We start from the raw sequence: 15,508 nt of genomic DNA, 5'->3' as shown, positions 1-15,508 counted from the left end.
AACCGCTCTTTCTCTAATTTCGGGGGTATAGTTTGGTTTTGTCATCGGGATAGTCTCTCAGAATATTGACTCTCCGACAAACCCGGTACGGTTCAACCTTATACCTCTCTTCAAGCAACTGATTAAATAGGTAATTGGCTTGTTCATTTTGAGTCAGGTCTTCCACTGTTAATGGAATCTGTTCTGGGTAAAGCTGTTGCAAGGCTTTGGCTGCTGAATCAGAGGCATCTACACTGGGTGGAATACCTGTTTCCACACATTGCCAAAAGTGGCGTTCGGCATTGATAATGTGCTGAATCACGGTTTCATTACGTGTCACTTTATAGATTTTAGTTTCATGCCCACAGATCAAAGCACATATATGTGCTGCCTGTTTTCCTGTCACGGCTAACCCACCGAAGTGATTGCTTTCATTGGATAGGTATTTGCATTGGCAAAGGCTTCCCTGAAATAGATCCCTTGCGTCGTCAGACACAATCCATTCTTGCCATGTCCTTACTGCCACATCCATACAAGCTACCGAGTAACAACAGACCACACAGGAGTTGGATATTTCGAACGGATTTATTTTTAAAGATCTCTAACATTTACAGTGTCCCCTCGATATCACTTGACCCTGCATTGAGGTTAAGCTGGGTGATTTCTTCCTCAGTTGGTGGTCTGACTTCTAATTCAGGTTCAGCTTGCTGCTGTTCAGGATTACGGTAATGCTTAAGCCCAAACTGGAAGGACAACTTTTGTTTGAGTGAGTATGGTTGTTCTGAATTGAGATTCTTGTTGGACTCATCTGCATTCAATGGTCGGGTGGTCAAATACAGTTGTGACGGATTAATCGTTGCAAGGCGTAGATAGCGATCATTGTTGTTGTGCTGATAGAGGATGGCTTGTTCTAAAACCAATTGCCCTTGCTGCATACTCAAAATAAAACCGAGATAGTTTCGCTTATCTCGTTCATCACGTAGATTGCCTAGGATAATTTCAGCATTTTTGGGTGATGCACTAAATACTAGATTGAGCTTGGATACAGTCGAATCGTAGTAGCCCGCAGCATTGGTGCTCGATGCCTGTATATGCATGACTTGCCGATCCGCATCATACTGAGCTGAGTCTTCACTAGATGGACTAAGTACATTGATCGCAATTGGGTAAGCCAAATAATTTAAGGCATCCTCCAATCGTCCAAGGTCAACATTGAGATTGGCTGTGGCTTTTTTTAAAGTGGCTTGTTCTGCCTGAATCCGTTGCTGGTATTGCTCCGTAGTTTCAAATTCGCCTTTGCTCTCTCCTGTAACTGGGGTCTTCAGCATTCGTGCATGGTTAATCACCAGATCATTAGCACTGGCAAATAGGTCATTCTTTGGAAATTCCAGTAAGGATTGCTGACTTGGTTTTTCTATCCCTAAGACCAAAATTTGATTCGGCTTGAGTTGCAGTTTTTCTCGGAATTGTAGCAATGCAGATCGATTGCCTGATTGGGCATGCAGATAGTCACGGAAGCCTGAGACATCTGCTTCGGGCAGTTGTTGTTGATTTAAGAAAGGTTGTAATGCTTTAGCTTCGACCAGAACAGGTCGATGTGTTGGTTCAAGTCGTTGGCTGAGTGCTACATTTTCGTCAGGGCTTAAAACTTCAGTGGAAGAATTTTTATTTCCACAGCCGATCAGTAAAAATGATCCGAGCACACAGACAAACAGAGGATGGACATCCTTCATTTGTTTACCCCAGATAAAATTATTGTTTTATGTATGCTGTTATTGGTTTAGTGATGACAAAGCCGTACACAGCACTGAGGTAAAAATAGAATGATAATTTAAGAATGTAGTGCACATGGTCGACTCCGTTATCAACTTGGAGTTCTGCCCAAAATACAAAGATTATGGTGGCAGAACGAGAAAGGGTTGACGGACTGGGTAAGACTCCAGCACACCCGAAGGTGTCCCTCTCTCGCCCTACCGCAACGAGAGAAGGACGAGAAGTACACACAAAGTCAGCCCTCAGAAGGGAAAACTCTGATGTCGTCTTACAAAACGGTCCGTCAAAACCGACTGACAATGTAGGTCAGCAAGCAAAGGATAATCAGCGAAGTAAAGGGTGTCAATACGTTTAGCTGTTTATAGCTTATTCGACACGCCATAATGTAAGTGAATCAACCATGATCTAGTCAGAATTTATCAATCATTAAATCCTTGAGAATTTTTAGTATAATTTATTAATATAGTCTCAATACATTAAATATTAGGAACCAGCCTATGTCAGAGCAATTTGATTTTATTTCAATAAAAAAGAAAGCCAATGTTCATTTTAATGGCGCATCGATCAGCCATGCTATTGTATTAAAAGACGGAACTAAAAAAACTTTAGGTGTAATTCTTCCATCTGAGGAACCACTAACTTTTAAGACTCATCTAGCCGAACGTATGGAAATTATCTCTGGGGAATGTAGTGTGCAAATTGGTCATGTGCCTGACATAAAAATCTTTAAATCTGGTGAGTCGTTTCAAATCCCAGCCCATAGCCAATTTAAGATTCATACAAGTGAAGTCGTAGATTATATTTGTCATTTTGAATAACAAATAAACTTAATATACCCAAAATCATAGTGTTCTATTCTGATATATAATTTACCAGTAGTAAACTTGACGGAGATAAATGTTGCGACCCAAATGTATTCGTGGTCCAAAGTATAGGCAAGAATATTCTCATCCATATAACGAATTCACCTTTCGTGATCAATAAAAAGATGAACAGCCCCGTTTCTGTAAACAAATCTTAGATTTTACCCCACCTCAAGCATTCTTCATTGCTGAATAAATTTTTCCTTATTTTGCTTACGCGCTTGTATTACAACTGATGGGGCAACAATCTTAATTCATAGCTTTTATTCAATTAGTACTGATTCCACGTTCACTGATCTTTTTATCAATCCACGTATTCACTTCATGCGCAACCCAACCAACTCGATTGCTCGTTAAATTAATCTGCTGCGGAAAACTGGCTTCGTAATATTTTGATTTGGGGTCTAGAAGTGAATAAATTATGGCACGACTCAGCCCTGTGATTTCAACTAGTTGCCTGATGTTTAAAATTTGATTGATCTGAAATGTTTGTGAATTTAACGCGTTCATCTGATGTACTCAGATGTGGTATGAAGGCGTGCTTTCTGCACATATCATGTCCATCACCGTAAAAAAATATATGCCCTCAAACTCCTCTGTATCTAATCAAATAGATACAGAGGTCAATTGTTTTACATTTGATTTGATTCAATCACCATTTTTTGCCATGAAAGGCTTTAAACCCACGTGTTAGGATACAAATCTTATTCATCTTTTCAGATACACTAGAAGCAACTTCAGGCACATTATCTAAATCATCTAATGGGTCCTGTGGCTCAGGAAATGCCAGAACGTCATCACGACCCAAACCAAAAGGATTACCTAATGGCTGCTTAGATCGCTCCTCATCTACAATCAACAATGTTCCTAATCCATCAGTTGCTTCCTGCCATAATCGCAGTATCAAAGCTGAATAATTCGTATCGATAGAATAAAAAACTTTTTGAAAGGTTAAATAAAAACGAATCACATAACAGTTTCTGTAGCCATCACGAATTAAGTGATAGTAAGTAAATATGACTTGGCCTCTAAACCAAGGTTGGCATTTCAAGTTTTTTTCAAATTTTCGAAAGGATTTAATCACCCAATCAATCGATTGCAGTTGCTCTGTCCCTGAAGGAAAGCTCAGATAAAACTTAATATCTGGTGCATCTACACTTGTCTTGCTCACCCCAATATAAGAATCTCGAATTTGATTGATATGCTTCTCATATTGCTCATTGCACTGATGTAAAAACTCAATAAAGCCCGTCGTCCAAAATAGTGTCTTGAGTTTTTCAAGAATCTGCTCAATCATCCATTTCTTAGTATACGTCGTATCTGGTACAAAGTAACGCGCATACGGATTTACTTCTGATAACACACAATAATAAGCATTTCGAAATAGAGTAATCCAAAAGCCAAGCTCAGCATCTCGATGCGAATACATCAAAAAATTCCAATCGCCAAAATAATCTAAAAAAACCTGTGACCATTCCTGTTTCAGATTCTTTTCATTTTCAACATCGCTTTTCTTGGGACCTGAAGCCCCATAGCGTGCCTGAGTAAAAAAGTCATGCACATCTTTCTCTAGGCGTGGTGCTGTTTGGTGTTCAATGTGTGTAATATCCATGGAAGTCGTTCTACAAGGTTGTGGATTTCATAGAACTGCTCCATCCATATTTTTTTACAGGCACTTAATCGGATATGAGTTGATAGTTACGCCCATGCACTCGGTAAATGCCTTTAAAGAATGTTCTTTTATTAATCGGTTTAACTAACATCTGTTGTAGATACTTTTCTGGGTTGGTTAAGTATCTGGCAACATTCAAAGCATTTTGAAGCTCTTTTGGATGCTTACGGTGAATCAAACCAATACCCAGTAAGCCTTTATTGGCAAACTGCTCCTTGTTTTCTTTAGTATTACCATTCCTCCCATAACCCCAACCATGGGTAATAGTCTGCCACTTTTGTAAGACCTGATCCCCTAGAAACCAATCCTGACAACGTTCTGAACCGTTGTAGACCAACATCAGATGCGCATGATAGCCCTTTGTATAACACCCTTGCTCTAAAGCTAAACCATAACCCAATATATGCTTAAAACAGCCATTCTTATCTTTTAGGTACTTGCATAGAAACTGAATATGGAGATAGAAGTCATGAACTGTGACATTCGACATAAATTTCTTTAAATAACCTAAATCCACACGGACAATCAGAACTTGATAATGATCTTGAATCATTTGCTGAACATAAGTCAAAAAGCTGATTTGATTATCTGATTCCTGCTGCCTGAATAAGCGAATCTCATCTAGAATCAGACTACGGTAATCTCTCAAACTTCGCATTAACTTTACTACCTCAACAGAAGATAGCCGTAGCAAGTAATCCTCTAGACATAGAGTCCCTCTTAGTGCTTCAATGGCTTGAGTCATATCTTTAAAAGCCTGAATGGATGCACTGTACTCAATGCCGTCTTGATCAAAGATCTGAAATGCAGGAATCAGTGAGCAAAGATGCGTGATAAAGGAAGATTGATTTAGCTCCAGATTCAGCACCCAGTCAACAAAGCCATGTACGGCTGTCATGACGCCAGCTTGATGAGATAAGTCATATTGCATTGAGATGCTCCTTCGTTATGTTTGGTACATAACTAAGGAGACAACATTATTTTTTTATGTATGAAGATACCTATATGGCGAATCCTACACCAAGATTCAGATCGATCTCAGGACTGATAGCTATAAGTTGCATTTAGGGATTGTAGCACATTGATTGACTATATCAAGATTCAGTAGACATCACTATTAAGTCTCTAATATCAATTGATTATTTCACTATGAGTATCTTAGTGAAGTATTTATGATTGAATATTGAATATTAATTAATATTAAGTATTTAATTAATAATATTATTTACCGACTTATCACAAGACTCAGTAGTTGCAAAATCAATCGATTCATAGGTCTATCCAATTTCCCCCACCCTACAAATCCTGTATTTTTAGAAAAAATCTCATTTACGAGAGTTAAGGCAGAAATTAGTTTTTATTGCAAACCTAAGTCGTGTCACGTTCTACAGCTTGTTAGACTATAAATCCGATTACCATGATCCCCCTTCCACAAACAGGTTCACTTAACCACAAATCCTGTTGGCAGGTCCGCCTTTGAAATTAATGAGTGGATGAAACTAAACTTGCTCAACGCTAAGGCCAACTATTTTTTAAGTATCACACCTTTAATAAAAGCTTTAGGAACTGTCTGACTAAACCGAGCGTGGAATACATCCCGATAAGCGAAATAGGGTATGACATGCTCAATGACTCTTTTTTTCATTTTACGATCATGTGCTTCAAGACAGACATGATACGTACTCTGAGTCTTATCTTCTGTATTCAATCCATCAACCGAACACATTAATATTTTCGGTTTAATGGAGCCATAGTACTTTATATCTTCTGCATCTTGCAGCTTTAAAGTCTGAGCAGCTGAACCGTACCGGGTTTGTCGGAGAGTCAATATTCTGAGAGACTATCCCGATGACAAAACCAAACTATACCCCCGAAATTAGAGAAAGAGCGGTTCAATTACTAATTGAATCTGAAAAAGATTATCCTTCTACTTGGGCAGCAATCACAGCTATTGCTCCTAAAATCGGTTGTACTCCTGAAACATTGCGTGTTTGGTATTTAAAGCATCTGGATCAACTAAATCCTGCCAAAGTACAACAGATATCTGACCAAGAAAAAATGAAGCAAATGGAACGTGAAATTAAAGAATTAAAACGTGCCAATGAAATTCTACGTAAAGCAGCCGCTTTTTTCGCCCAGGCGGAGCTCGACCGCCCACACAAATAATGGTGGATTTTATCCATAACAATAAAGATCGATATGGTGTTGAAGCGATTTGTAGAATTTTACCGATTGCACCTTCAACCTATTACCGAACTTTAGATCTCACTGACAATCCAGAACATCGAGCGAAACGAGATCTACATGATGAGTATCATGCTGAACAAATTAAACGAATTTGGAAAGAAAGTTCAGGTCGATATGGTGTACGTAAAGTTTGGCAAAAATTGAAACGTGAGGGTTATGTTATTGCACGTTGTACAGTTGCTCGATTGATGCAAAAGCTAGGTATACAAGGTGTTTGGCGTGGTAAGAATAAACAAACCACCCGTAACCGAGATGACCAAAAACGGGCAGATGATTTAGTGAAACGTAATTTTAATGCTGATCATCCAAACCAACTATGGGTGGGTGACTTTACGTATATTCAAACTCATTCAGGCTGGGTATATACCGCATTTGTTATTGATGTGTTCTCACGAGCAATTGTTGGATGGAAAGTATCTACACGGATGAATACAGATATGGTGCTTGATGCATTAGAGCAAGCATTGCATGATCGAGGCATGCCAAAGAATGTGATTCATCATTCCGACAGAGGTGTGCAATATCTTTCCATTCGCTATACCAATCGTTTAGAAGCAGCAAATTTACGAGCATCAGTCGGTACAACGGGTGATTCATACGATAATGCTCTGGCTGAAACGGTGAATGGCTTATACAAAACAGAGGTGATTGAATATTTAAAAGCAGATTGGCAAGGTTTAGCAGATGTACAACTTGCGACACTAAACTGGGTAGATTGGTTCAATAAAAAGCGTGTACACAGTGCACTGGGTTATGTATCGCCTTTTGAGTTTGAAGCAATGTACTATGATAAGATTAACCCGTTAGGTCAGGTGGCTTAACTTAAATAAAAAAGTCTCCGACAAACCCGGTACGGTTCAAGCTTTAGTATCAAGAAAGTTGTTCCAGCGCTGATCTAGATCATAGACTAGAGTTTGTAATTGCGCCTGACAACGATCATTAAAAAACAATACGACATCTATTGTAAATTCTGAAGCGATCGGCCAGTTCTTCTCTTGCCAAATACCTACGTAGCCACGCAACCAATAACAAGGTTTCGCTCGCTTTGCTAAGCGCATGAATTCAGTAAATAATTTTGATAGCTCAGACTGTTTCAAACACCCCTTTGATGAATTCGCATTGACAGTAATACGATAAGCCCAACAATTGTGCTCTAATACGCTATTCAAGTATTCTCGTGTATCTGTATACCTCCGTACACCTTGAGCATAATGCTTTTCCAGAAGTTCACGTTTATTTACTTCTAGTCTTTGTTGTTCAAGAAAATAATTCCTTACAGCTTGGAGGTTTGTATTTAACTGGCCTAACACAACAGAGTCGACAGGCTGATTGAATATAAATCCTGTAAAAATCTGCTGAAAACCAATCCACAAGTTCAAATTGTCTTCATGCCCAAACCACCATGTACGTAAACCGTAATTTTGAATTAAATGATCAATCTGCCTAAAAAAATTAAAATCACTTGCAACCTGCTTCACAAGCGATAAATACTGCTGACCAAGCTGTGTAGCGGATTCTTGCATATCTTTAGCATTCAAAAAGTAGGTCTGATGCGCTGATCTCACCTCATTAAAGACGGGTTGTTGATTATTTAACAAAGTCTCAATAAATACTTCAATTTGGAACAACCACTCACCATACTGTTTTGAAATACCTTGTTCAGCACAAAATTCTTTGTAGTAAATCTGGCTAACGAGCAGACGATCAGCTACGCGCTTCGCAAGATGTTTAACATCCCAGATACCTTTGAGTACTTTGCATTCCTGCAATACCTGTGCAAAATTTTTAGGTGGAGGGCTTATCTTGGATGACACAGCCTGCTTCTTTATCTTTGGCTGTTGCCCACTCGGATGCATATAAACCTTATTCACCTCAAGAGATTTTTCAGGATGTATAAGCTTTGCTATTGAATCCATTTTAAAAAAATAGCTGAGTACCCAATACTTAAATTGTTCAATCCGAACAGGCGTATTTATTCCGACAGAACCAACAGCATGTTTCTTACCATGTGTTCGTACAAACTCATTTCCATTAACGACATCAATCGCAGTATAGTGACTAAAATTATTCCTCAATAATGCTTGTAGACGAGTAACAATCACTTCTTCCTGATCAATGCTATAACTTCTTAGTATAAAAACACATGAAAGCTTTAAACCATTTTGATAATCATGTCCAAGCTTGGTATATGCTCGCAGCCAACCAGGGATCATCTTAAAAATTGTATTCTGTATCTCAGCCCGATCTCTAAGTACTTTTTCAATCAATTGCACTAACGGTTCATTCTCAGTTTGACTCACTATACGCAAGAAACGAACATCAATCACCAAGATATACACTTCCTGATGTATTGATAAAAGCGTATCAAAATGTGCGAAAGCATGATTGATCTCGTCTACAACCTGCTGAGTCTGCTTATTAGTTTCTTCGATATATAATGGATTTTTCTGCAACTCAGAAAAAAAATTCATCAATCTCCATGCTTTTTGATAATGGAATTTTGAAGGTGACCATTGTTGCTTTCGTTCCTGCAAACCACCAGAACCCGACAGAACCTGTTCAATACAAGCAGTATTATTTGGTAGCTTAACTGCATCTTCTTCTAAAAACTTTTGATAATAAACCCAATTTAACCCAAGCCCAAGATAAGTCATATCGAACATTTTGCGCTCAAATTGAAGGGCTTTAAAATAAACAAGGAATGAAGGGTCAAATTCAGCATGCCCAGTCACACTAATTCTCAACTGAGTCGCCCGAGGTAAACTTCCAGACTTCAAATCATCTACAAACTTATCGATTGCCCGAATAACCTGAACAGATTCTTTATATAAACAAGCAGGTTGGTACTCCTGATCTTCCTTCACGGAGCGATCTAAGGCTTGCCAGATATAAGGAACTTGATTAAAAAATAAATCAAATAGATCTTTATCTTTAATTATTAGCTTATAATTATCCATTAACATACCCAAAACCAGTAAATATCCTTTATATTAGCTGGATCGAGTCGAACTAAACAATAAATTCCATCCCATTAATCACAGTTATTTTCACTATTATTCACATCAAATTTTACCATCATTAACAATGAATAAAAACATTATGCACTGTGAGTAATATAACTACATCTTTTTAAATCTCTAATTCACTTAAAGAGTTAATTTAATTATGGCAAATCGGTCAATTTTTTTATAAAATTATGTCTAATTATACTTATTTTAGACATAATTTAATCATGAAAGAAGTGACTGTTATTGAACTGAGCGAACTGACAGGTCTCTCTAGATCAAAAATCTACTATCTCAATAAAAAAGGTAAATTAATGATTTTAAATGGTAAAATAAATTATGAAGATGCGCTACAAGTTATCACTTCATTAGTAATTAAGAAAACGAAGATAAACAATCAAGAAAATTTTAGACATATATTAAACATGATGCATTTGCAAAATATCACCTTACAGAAACAGCTAGATTTAGCTTATGAGCGTGAAAAAACCTATTTGGCAGAACTTGCAAGCTATCGGCAGAGTTTACGCCTGAAACCATCTCTCACCCCATTTATAGATGAGAATAATTCACAAGTAGAACTAGAAAATGATTTAGACAATATTGATAAAAATTGTCTAAACGGAATGCCGCCCGAGAGCGAAAATCATACCCCGACAGAATCGTGTCAAAGCATCAATGAAGAAATACAATCTACAAATGAGATTAGTCTCCACGTCCTCCCTACAGCCCCCCGTCAAAATGAAATGACCTTATCCGAGACAGAACGTGGAAAGACTGCATCTACAGAACAAAAAAAAGAAGCTATTGAACAAAAAGACGATGCTCTTGGCATGCAATCACCTACCCAAGGCCAAACAGGTCAACGAACTCTATATACACGCACAAAAGCCACAACCAAAGTAGACCCAGAAAAATTAAGAAGAGGTCTGATCATAGAACGCCGCCCACCCTCACCTAAAAAAACATAAAGAGTATTAGCAGTAAAAACAGGATTAAGAATCATGGGAACCAATCTATAGGAATCATCACCCACCATTTATTTAAATATGACCTCGCTTACATTGAACTGCTTAACTAATGTAAGTGTTGAATAAGTAAATTCCTAGTCTCTATCGGCTGCTAAGGGTAACTTAAATTCTGTAATATCCATCGTAATTCATCTACTAAATCAGCACCATCGATTGGCCTAAACGTTTATTCGTCACCACCCCATTACCAACACTCCTCCCTATTTGGAATCTTTTTCAATAATCTCTGCAAGCAGCTCTGGGCAGTTCCGTACATGATTAAGAAGTGTCTGTTCTTGATCATTCGAGTTAAAAGCCATTTTTTTCTTCAAAATATCTGCAACATTATGGGCGTTTAAAGCTCGTATAAATTCTCTGTTTTCTTCTTCCAGACTTTTAATGTAGCTAATATAGGTTCGATCCTGAATTTTGATATCACAAGATCCCTCATATCGTTTTTTATTATTTTCTAAAGCATCCTGTAATTCTGCAATTTTGCCGGTATTTTCTGCTATACGATTTTTAATCCAATTTTGATCAAAAGCTTTAAGCTCTTTTTCCAGTGTCGGATAAACATCATTAATTGCAGCCGTAACAGATTTCCAGCGTCCTTTTATTTTTGCAGTTTCTCGTAATACCCTATAAATGATCTCTCGCTTTTCATAGAGATTACCTTCATAGCGCTTTTTCACATTCTTTATACCATTGATTCGGCGTTGTAACTTAGGATGCTGAAAAACATGCTGATCAAAATCAAGTGCTAGGTATGCATAAAGTATTGGTTTATAGCCAGCAACACTATGTTTATTTTTTTGCTTATCATTAGCCCCCAATAATTCTTCTTTTAATTGAGCAATACGATCTAATAACTGATTCAGCCCATAAAACTGTGAAAGTTGAGCTTCTCCTTTGAGTGCAATCTCATCAGCCATACATTTTTTTATAAACTCAATTTCGTCAGAGGCAAATTCCCTCTGCTCTTTCAAAGCCCTTACACCACCTGCATGGTAAAGGTAACAATTAAGCATTTCCACCTCTAGAATATTGATGTCTTCATTAGTAACTTTCATCATGCTCAAAATAAAAATATTATAATAATTATAAATTTAACACATATTCTAGTATAATATTTTATTATCTTTGTAGTATGCTAAAAAAAAACTCACTGAGTCACTACCATCAGGTCATGGACAGTCATTAAGTCGGCATCACACGAAAAGTCTGATGAAATTGAATTGATGATTGAGTAGAATTTGGCTTAATGGAAACCAGTAAAATGTTAGAGTTACGCTATCGTGTAAAAGATTTAGTGAACTACCCTGAACGCCCAGCAAAGGACTATGTGGATCGTAGTGGTCGTAGACGGAGAGTTTCACACAAGCCTGCCAGCAAAGGTTTGTTGAATATCGCAGAATCTACTTTTTGGAAGATGATTCGTCGTGGTGATTTTCCTGAACCGACATACTTGACCACAAGTATGCCAACATGGACTGAAAGCCAAATCAATGCTTGGCTTGAGCAGAAAGTACTTCAAGCGGCATAAAAGGAAACAGCCTGTCGATGACAGGCTGTTTTTCTTATACTTTCACATTATGTACAAAATATTGTCTGTACAGAATATTGACACTTAAATTAAAGAGACTTATAGTTAGTATGCTTAGTCGCAATTGTAAGAGTAATAAGCTAACTAGTGTCTATCTAAGTATCTAAATTTAATGCCCAAAATTGAATGACGAAAATACAGCCAGCCATAGTGTCCAAATGTAATGATCAATGTATCTAAAGAAGTGACCAAAAATAGTGTTAAATGAAATGTCAAAATATAGTGGCGAATGAATATCGTAATTAATGACTTGTAATGCTTGAGTAATAGGAAAATTAAGACTATGCAAATTTTCACTTATACCGATGCTCGCAATAATCTGAAAACGGTTTTAGACCGTGTTATTGATGATTCAGATGTTGCAGTAATTACGAGGAAAGAAGGTCAACATGCAGTTGTAATGGGCCAAGACTATTACAACAGTATAATGGAAACATTGTACCTCATGTCTTCTCCAAGTAACGCAGCACACCTAGCGAAATCAATTGCAGAATTACGGGCATCTAAAGCAATCGAAAGAGAACTTTTAGATGAAACGGAAGACTAGTTTTACTCCAACAGCTTGGGAGGATTATGTGTACTGGCAAAGCCAAGACAAAAAAACTCTTAAGCGTATCAATACACTAATCAAAGAGTGTCTTCGTACTCCCTTTGAAGGTATTGGCAAGCCTGAACCATTACTCGGTGATTTAGCGGGGTTTTGGAGCAGACGAATAGATGAAAAAAATAGATTAGTCTATGAAGTAAGTGATGTAGCGATAACTATCATTTCTTGTCGTTATCACTACGAATAAAAGAGAAGCCCTAACTTAGCATTGGGGCTTCTTTACATAAATCATTTACTATATAGCCCACTTAACTGCAATAAGCCTACTTGGACTGAAAGTCAAATTAATACCTAGCTCAAGCAGAAAAATAATTAAGCAGTATTGTAGCTAATTTTAGAAAAAGTTAATTATCAGTATCATCTACTTCATATGAAAACTCTAATGGGGTTACTGAACCCCAGCCAGCTCGTTCAGGCATTCCATTATAATGTCGTTTTGTACTTCCTTTAGTTGCAACAACTTTAAATCCCCTACGCATAAAAGCATTCACAACACGGTCTCTAGGGTGCTTTTTAGAGGATTGGGATGCTGAAACAAATGCCGTCTTATTTAAAGTAAGATTATGCGCATCAAAATTGATCGGCTCACCTAATAAACGGTTTAGTACAGTAGTAGATACATTTCTCCGACTACCGTGATGTGGTACTTGAACAAACTTTAAATCTTCTTTCAGTCTTAAATTGTTTCGTTCAGCAAAAATACAAGCCCTATCAATAGCTTCGACACCACTATCACCAGTAAGTACGAATCCGCGTCCTAATAAATTGGCATATAGCACTACACTACTATTATTTTCTGCTGAAGTTTGAACGTTATTAGGAAGATTCTCATCACCCCAAGATTCCTCTAGTAGCTTAGCAACTGTTTCAACAAAATTTTCCATGCCATCCATAATATTTTCAAAAACCATTTTTGCTTTTGGTGGAGTTGATGTGTGCTGAAAAAACAGGAGGTTTTAACTTGGTAAACTAAACACACTCATCAGGAGTTTACCATGAGCAAGAAACACAAGACTTACACCACAGAATTTAAAGCTGAAGCCATCAAATTAATTGAAGCCAATCAAGGCAATGTCTCGGAAACAGCTAGACAACTTAGCATTTCAATGCAAACTCTTTCAAATTGGAATACCAAAGCAAAGGCTGGAACTTTAGCAGGTACAAAACAGTATTCACCTGATCTAAACGCTCTACTCGAAGAAAATAAAAAACTCAAACAACAGCTCAAAATAGCTGAAATGGAACGTGAATTTTTAAAAAAGGCAGCAGCGTACTTTGCCAAAGAAAGTCAGTAAGGTACGCCTATATGAAACAAAAAAGATATTCTTTTCCAATTACCTTAATGGCTCGATTACTTCATGTTTCAGTTTCATGTTTTTATGATTGGCTCAAGAGAGGCGTGAGCAAAAGAACGATTCAACGAAATCAACAGACGATATTGGTGAAAATAGCCCATGAGGAGACAAGGCAGAGCTATGGTTATATTCGATTAACCAAATACTTACAAGCTCAGGGCATAAAAATGAGTATGTACGCTGTACGTCAGATAAAAGCGCTGAACCACCTGTATTGTAAGCGACACAAGCGTTTTAAAAGGACTACGAATAGTGACCATAATCGAGCGATCTATGAAAACCTGCTGGAGCAACAATTCTCAATGACTAGACCAAATCAAGCATGGTCAAGTGATATTACGTACATATGGACTGTTGAAGGATGGCTGTACTTAGCAGCGGTAAAAGACCTTTACACGAAGCAAGTGGTTGGCTATAGCTTAAATGAGCGCATGACAGCACAGCTTGTTTGTAATGCGCTAAATATGGCTATTCACAATCAAAAACCAACCAAAGAACTGATTGTGCATTCAGACAGAGGAAGTCAATATTGCAGCCATGAATATCGAAATATACTTGAGCAATATGGTTTTCAAGGTTCAATGAGCAAGCGCGGAGACTGTTACGATAATGCACCGATTGAAAGCTTTTGGGGAATACTGAAAAATGAGTTAGTGCATCATTACAACTATCAAACCAGAGAAGAAGCCAAAGCAGATATTATAAAATACATTGAATTATTTTATAATCATCGAAGAATTCAAAAGGGTTTGGGTTTTAAGACACCAAATCAAATGGCCGAAGACTTTTATAAGTTGGCTGCCTAGAATCTCCCAAGGGAAAGTCTCCTGATAATTCAGCGTATATCAAGTTTTTGAAAAGTCTGGTACTAGTGTATTTTTATACCAATCCTCATCAGGAGACAGAACTGTAAATGGTCCAATTTTTGCGCCTGCATAGGGTTCATACACTGGAATAGATTGTTCTATAGCTAGTTCATACACACGATGAGCCAGTCTCAATTTAGTTTTCATACGTTCACTAAGACTATTTGCAGTCATACGTCCATCATGAAATAGATCTAGAATCTCTGCACTATATTTCCACGGTTGATGAATCCAAACTTCACCAACTTGCATATTTTCCAACACATAAGTTAATCCAGAAACATGGTCACCATCCGGATGTGAATTAATAAGATAGTCAATCTTATCCATACCATAGTATTTTTTAATATGTTCAACCATAGCTTTGCCAGATGTTTGAGTGCCACCATCGTAGGCAATGATTTTTCCTACATTATCTTCAACGTAATGAAAAAGAATGCAATCTCCACTTTTTTCCCCACTCCCAACAGGCAAAAACTCTATCTCATAACTTGTAATCATCTTAAAACCCCATAATCATTCTTGTAT

15 protein-coding genes, 1 pseudogene and 1 other annotated feature are annotated in these 15,508 nt (G+C 37.5%); of the genes and pseudogenes, 7 read left to right on the top strand and 9 right to left on the bottom strand.

What is annotated here, in order from left to right; all coding sequences use genetic code 11:
* Window positions 1–82: 82 nt before the first annotated feature.
* A pseudogene (locus tag F907_RS12955) lies at window positions 83–391 on the bottom strand (YqaJ viral recombinase family protein); the annotation flags it as partial.
* A gap of 196 nt (window positions 392–587) precedes the next feature.
* A complete protein-coding gene (locus F907_RS12960) occupies window positions 588–1,712 on the bottom strand; it encodes a hypothetical protein (RefSeq protein ID WP_005150491.1) in 1,125 nt (374 codons plus the stop codon).
* A gap of 537 nt (window positions 1,713–2,249) precedes the next feature.
* Between F907_RS12960 and F907_RS12965 the strand changes: the two genes are divergently transcribed.
* Window positions 2,250–2,570, top strand: coding sequence for a pyrimidine/purine nucleoside phosphorylase (locus F907_RS12965; RefSeq protein WP_005146015.1), 321 nt, complete (start codon window positions 2,250–2,252; stop codon window positions 2,568–2,570).
* A 312-nt stretch (window positions 2,571–2,882) separates the two neighbouring features.
* On the opposite strand, the gene F907_RS12970 is transcribed toward F907_RS12965, so the two are convergent.
* The 3 genes from F907_RS12970 to F907_RS12980 all read right to left on the bottom strand — a co-directional run bounded on the left by F907_RS12970 (window position 2,883) and on the right by F907_RS12980 (window position 5,218).
* Window positions 2,883–3,125: an AlpA family phage regulatory protein gene (locus tag F907_RS12970; RefSeq protein ID WP_005146011.1), complete on the bottom strand. Its 243-nt coding sequence runs from the start codon at window positions 3,123–3,125 to the stop codon at window positions 2,883–2,885.
* Window positions 3,126–3,267: 142 nt separating this feature from the next.
* Window positions 3,268–4,227: a hypothetical protein gene (locus tag F907_RS12975; RefSeq protein WP_005202028.1), complete on the bottom strand. Its 960-nt coding sequence runs from the start codon at window positions 4,225–4,227 to the stop codon at window positions 3,268–3,270.
* A gap of 64 nt (window positions 4,228–4,291) precedes the next feature.
* Window positions 4,292–5,218 (bottom strand): inovirus-type Gp2 protein, encoded by a 927-nt coding sequence (locus tag F907_RS12980; protein ID WP_005150481.1) that lies wholly within the window; start codon window positions 5,216–5,218, stop codon window positions 4,292–4,294.
* Between the two features lie 917 nt (window positions 5,219–6,135).
* Between F907_RS12980 and F907_RS12990 the strand changes: the two genes are divergently transcribed.
* Window positions 6,136–7,355, top strand: a protein-coding gene (locus F907_RS12990; protein WP_087486619.1) for an IS3-like element ISAba19 family transposase whose coding sequence is annotated in 2 segments (ribosomal slippage) — window positions 6,136–6,412 and window positions 6,412–7,355 — 1,221 coding nt in all. Because the reading frame shifts where the segments join, the coding sequence is not laid out codon by codon here.
* Window positions 6,411–6,527: a sequence feature (AL1L pseudoknot), on the top strand. (Overlaps the previous gene by 117 nt.)
* Before the next feature lie 36 nt (window positions 7,356–7,391).
* Here F907_RS12990 and F907_RS12995 read toward each other — a convergent pair.
* Window positions 7,392–9,491 (bottom strand): hypothetical protein, encoded by a 2,100-nt coding sequence (locus F907_RS12995; protein ID WP_032861978.1) that lies wholly within the window; start codon window positions 9,489–9,491, stop codon window positions 7,392–7,394.
* Window positions 9,492–9,766: 275 nt separating this feature from the next.
* On the opposite strand from F907_RS12995, the gene F907_RS13000 reads away from it, so the two are divergent.
* Window positions 9,767–10,510, top strand: a complete 744-nt coding sequence (locus F907_RS13000; RefSeq protein WP_228129549.1) for a hypothetical protein — start codon at window positions 9,767–9,769, stop codon at window positions 10,508–10,510.
* A 260-nt stretch (window positions 10,511–10,770) separates the two neighbouring features.
* Here the strand turns inward: F907_RS13000 and F907_RS13005 are convergent, their stop codons facing one another.
* Complete coding sequence (locus F907_RS13005) at window positions 10,771–11,622, bottom strand: hypothetical protein (protein ID WP_005150475.1); 852 nt, start codon at window positions 11,620–11,622, stop codon at window positions 10,771–10,773.
* A gap of 203 nt (window positions 11,623–11,825) precedes the next feature.
* Here F907_RS13005 and F907_RS13010 point away from each other — a divergent pair, with 203 nt between their 5' ends.
* The 3 genes from F907_RS13010 to F907_RS13020 all read left to right on the top strand — a co-directional run bounded on the left by F907_RS13010 (window position 11,826) and on the right by F907_RS13020 (window position 12,946).
* Window positions 11,826–12,092 (top strand): helix-turn-helix transcriptional regulator, encoded by a 267-nt coding sequence (locus tag F907_RS13010; RefSeq protein WP_005150474.1) that lies wholly within the window; start codon window positions 11,826–11,828, stop codon window positions 12,090–12,092.
* A 343-nt stretch (window positions 12,093–12,435) separates the two neighbouring features.
* Entirely contained in the window at window positions 12,436–12,699 is a 264-nt protein-coding gene (locus F907_RS13015) for a type II toxin-antitoxin system Phd/YefM family antitoxin (protein WP_004671839.1), read from the top strand.
* Window positions 12,683–12,946 (top strand): Txe/YoeB family addiction module toxin, encoded by a 264-nt coding sequence (locus tag F907_RS13020; protein WP_005150473.1) that lies wholly within the window; start codon window positions 12,683–12,685, stop codon window positions 12,944–12,946. The genes F907_RS13015 and F907_RS13020 overlap by 17 nt, the downstream gene beginning before the upstream one ends.
* Window positions 12,947–13,103: 157 nt before the next feature.
* Here F907_RS13020 and F907_RS13025 read toward each other — a convergent pair whose 3' ends face one another.
* Window positions 13,104–13,652, bottom strand: coding sequence for a ComEC/Rec2 family competence protein (locus F907_RS13025; protein WP_228129548.1), 549 nt, complete (start codon window positions 13,650–13,652; stop codon window positions 13,104–13,106).
* Window positions 13,653–13,754: 102 nt separating this feature from the next.
* Between F907_RS13025 and F907_RS13035 the strand changes: the two genes are divergently transcribed.
* Window positions 13,755–14,920, top strand: a protein-coding gene (locus F907_RS13035; RefSeq protein WP_085944217.1) for an IS3-like element ISAba22 family transposase whose coding sequence is annotated in 2 segments (ribosomal slippage) — window positions 13,755–14,013 and window positions 14,013–14,920 — 1,167 coding nt in all. Because the reading frame shifts where the segments join, the coding sequence is not laid out codon by codon here.
* 39 nt (window positions 14,921–14,959) lie between these two features.
* Here F907_RS13035 and F907_RS13040 read toward each other — a convergent pair.
* On the bottom strand, window positions 14,960–15,481 hold the full coding sequence (locus F907_RS13040) for an MBL fold metallo-hydrolase (protein WP_016651608.1): 522 nt from the start codon (window positions 15,479–15,481) through the stop codon (window positions 14,960–14,962).
* Window positions 15,482–15,508: the final 27 nt, after the last annotated feature.

Source organism: Acinetobacter colistiniresistens (assembly GCF_000413935.1).
GTDB lineage: Bacteria > Pseudomonadota > Gammaproteobacteria > Pseudomonadales > Moraxellaceae > Acinetobacter > Acinetobacter colistiniresistens.
Note: the sequence above shows the minus strand (reverse complement) of the source record. Positions and strands in the feature narration are given on the sequence as shown.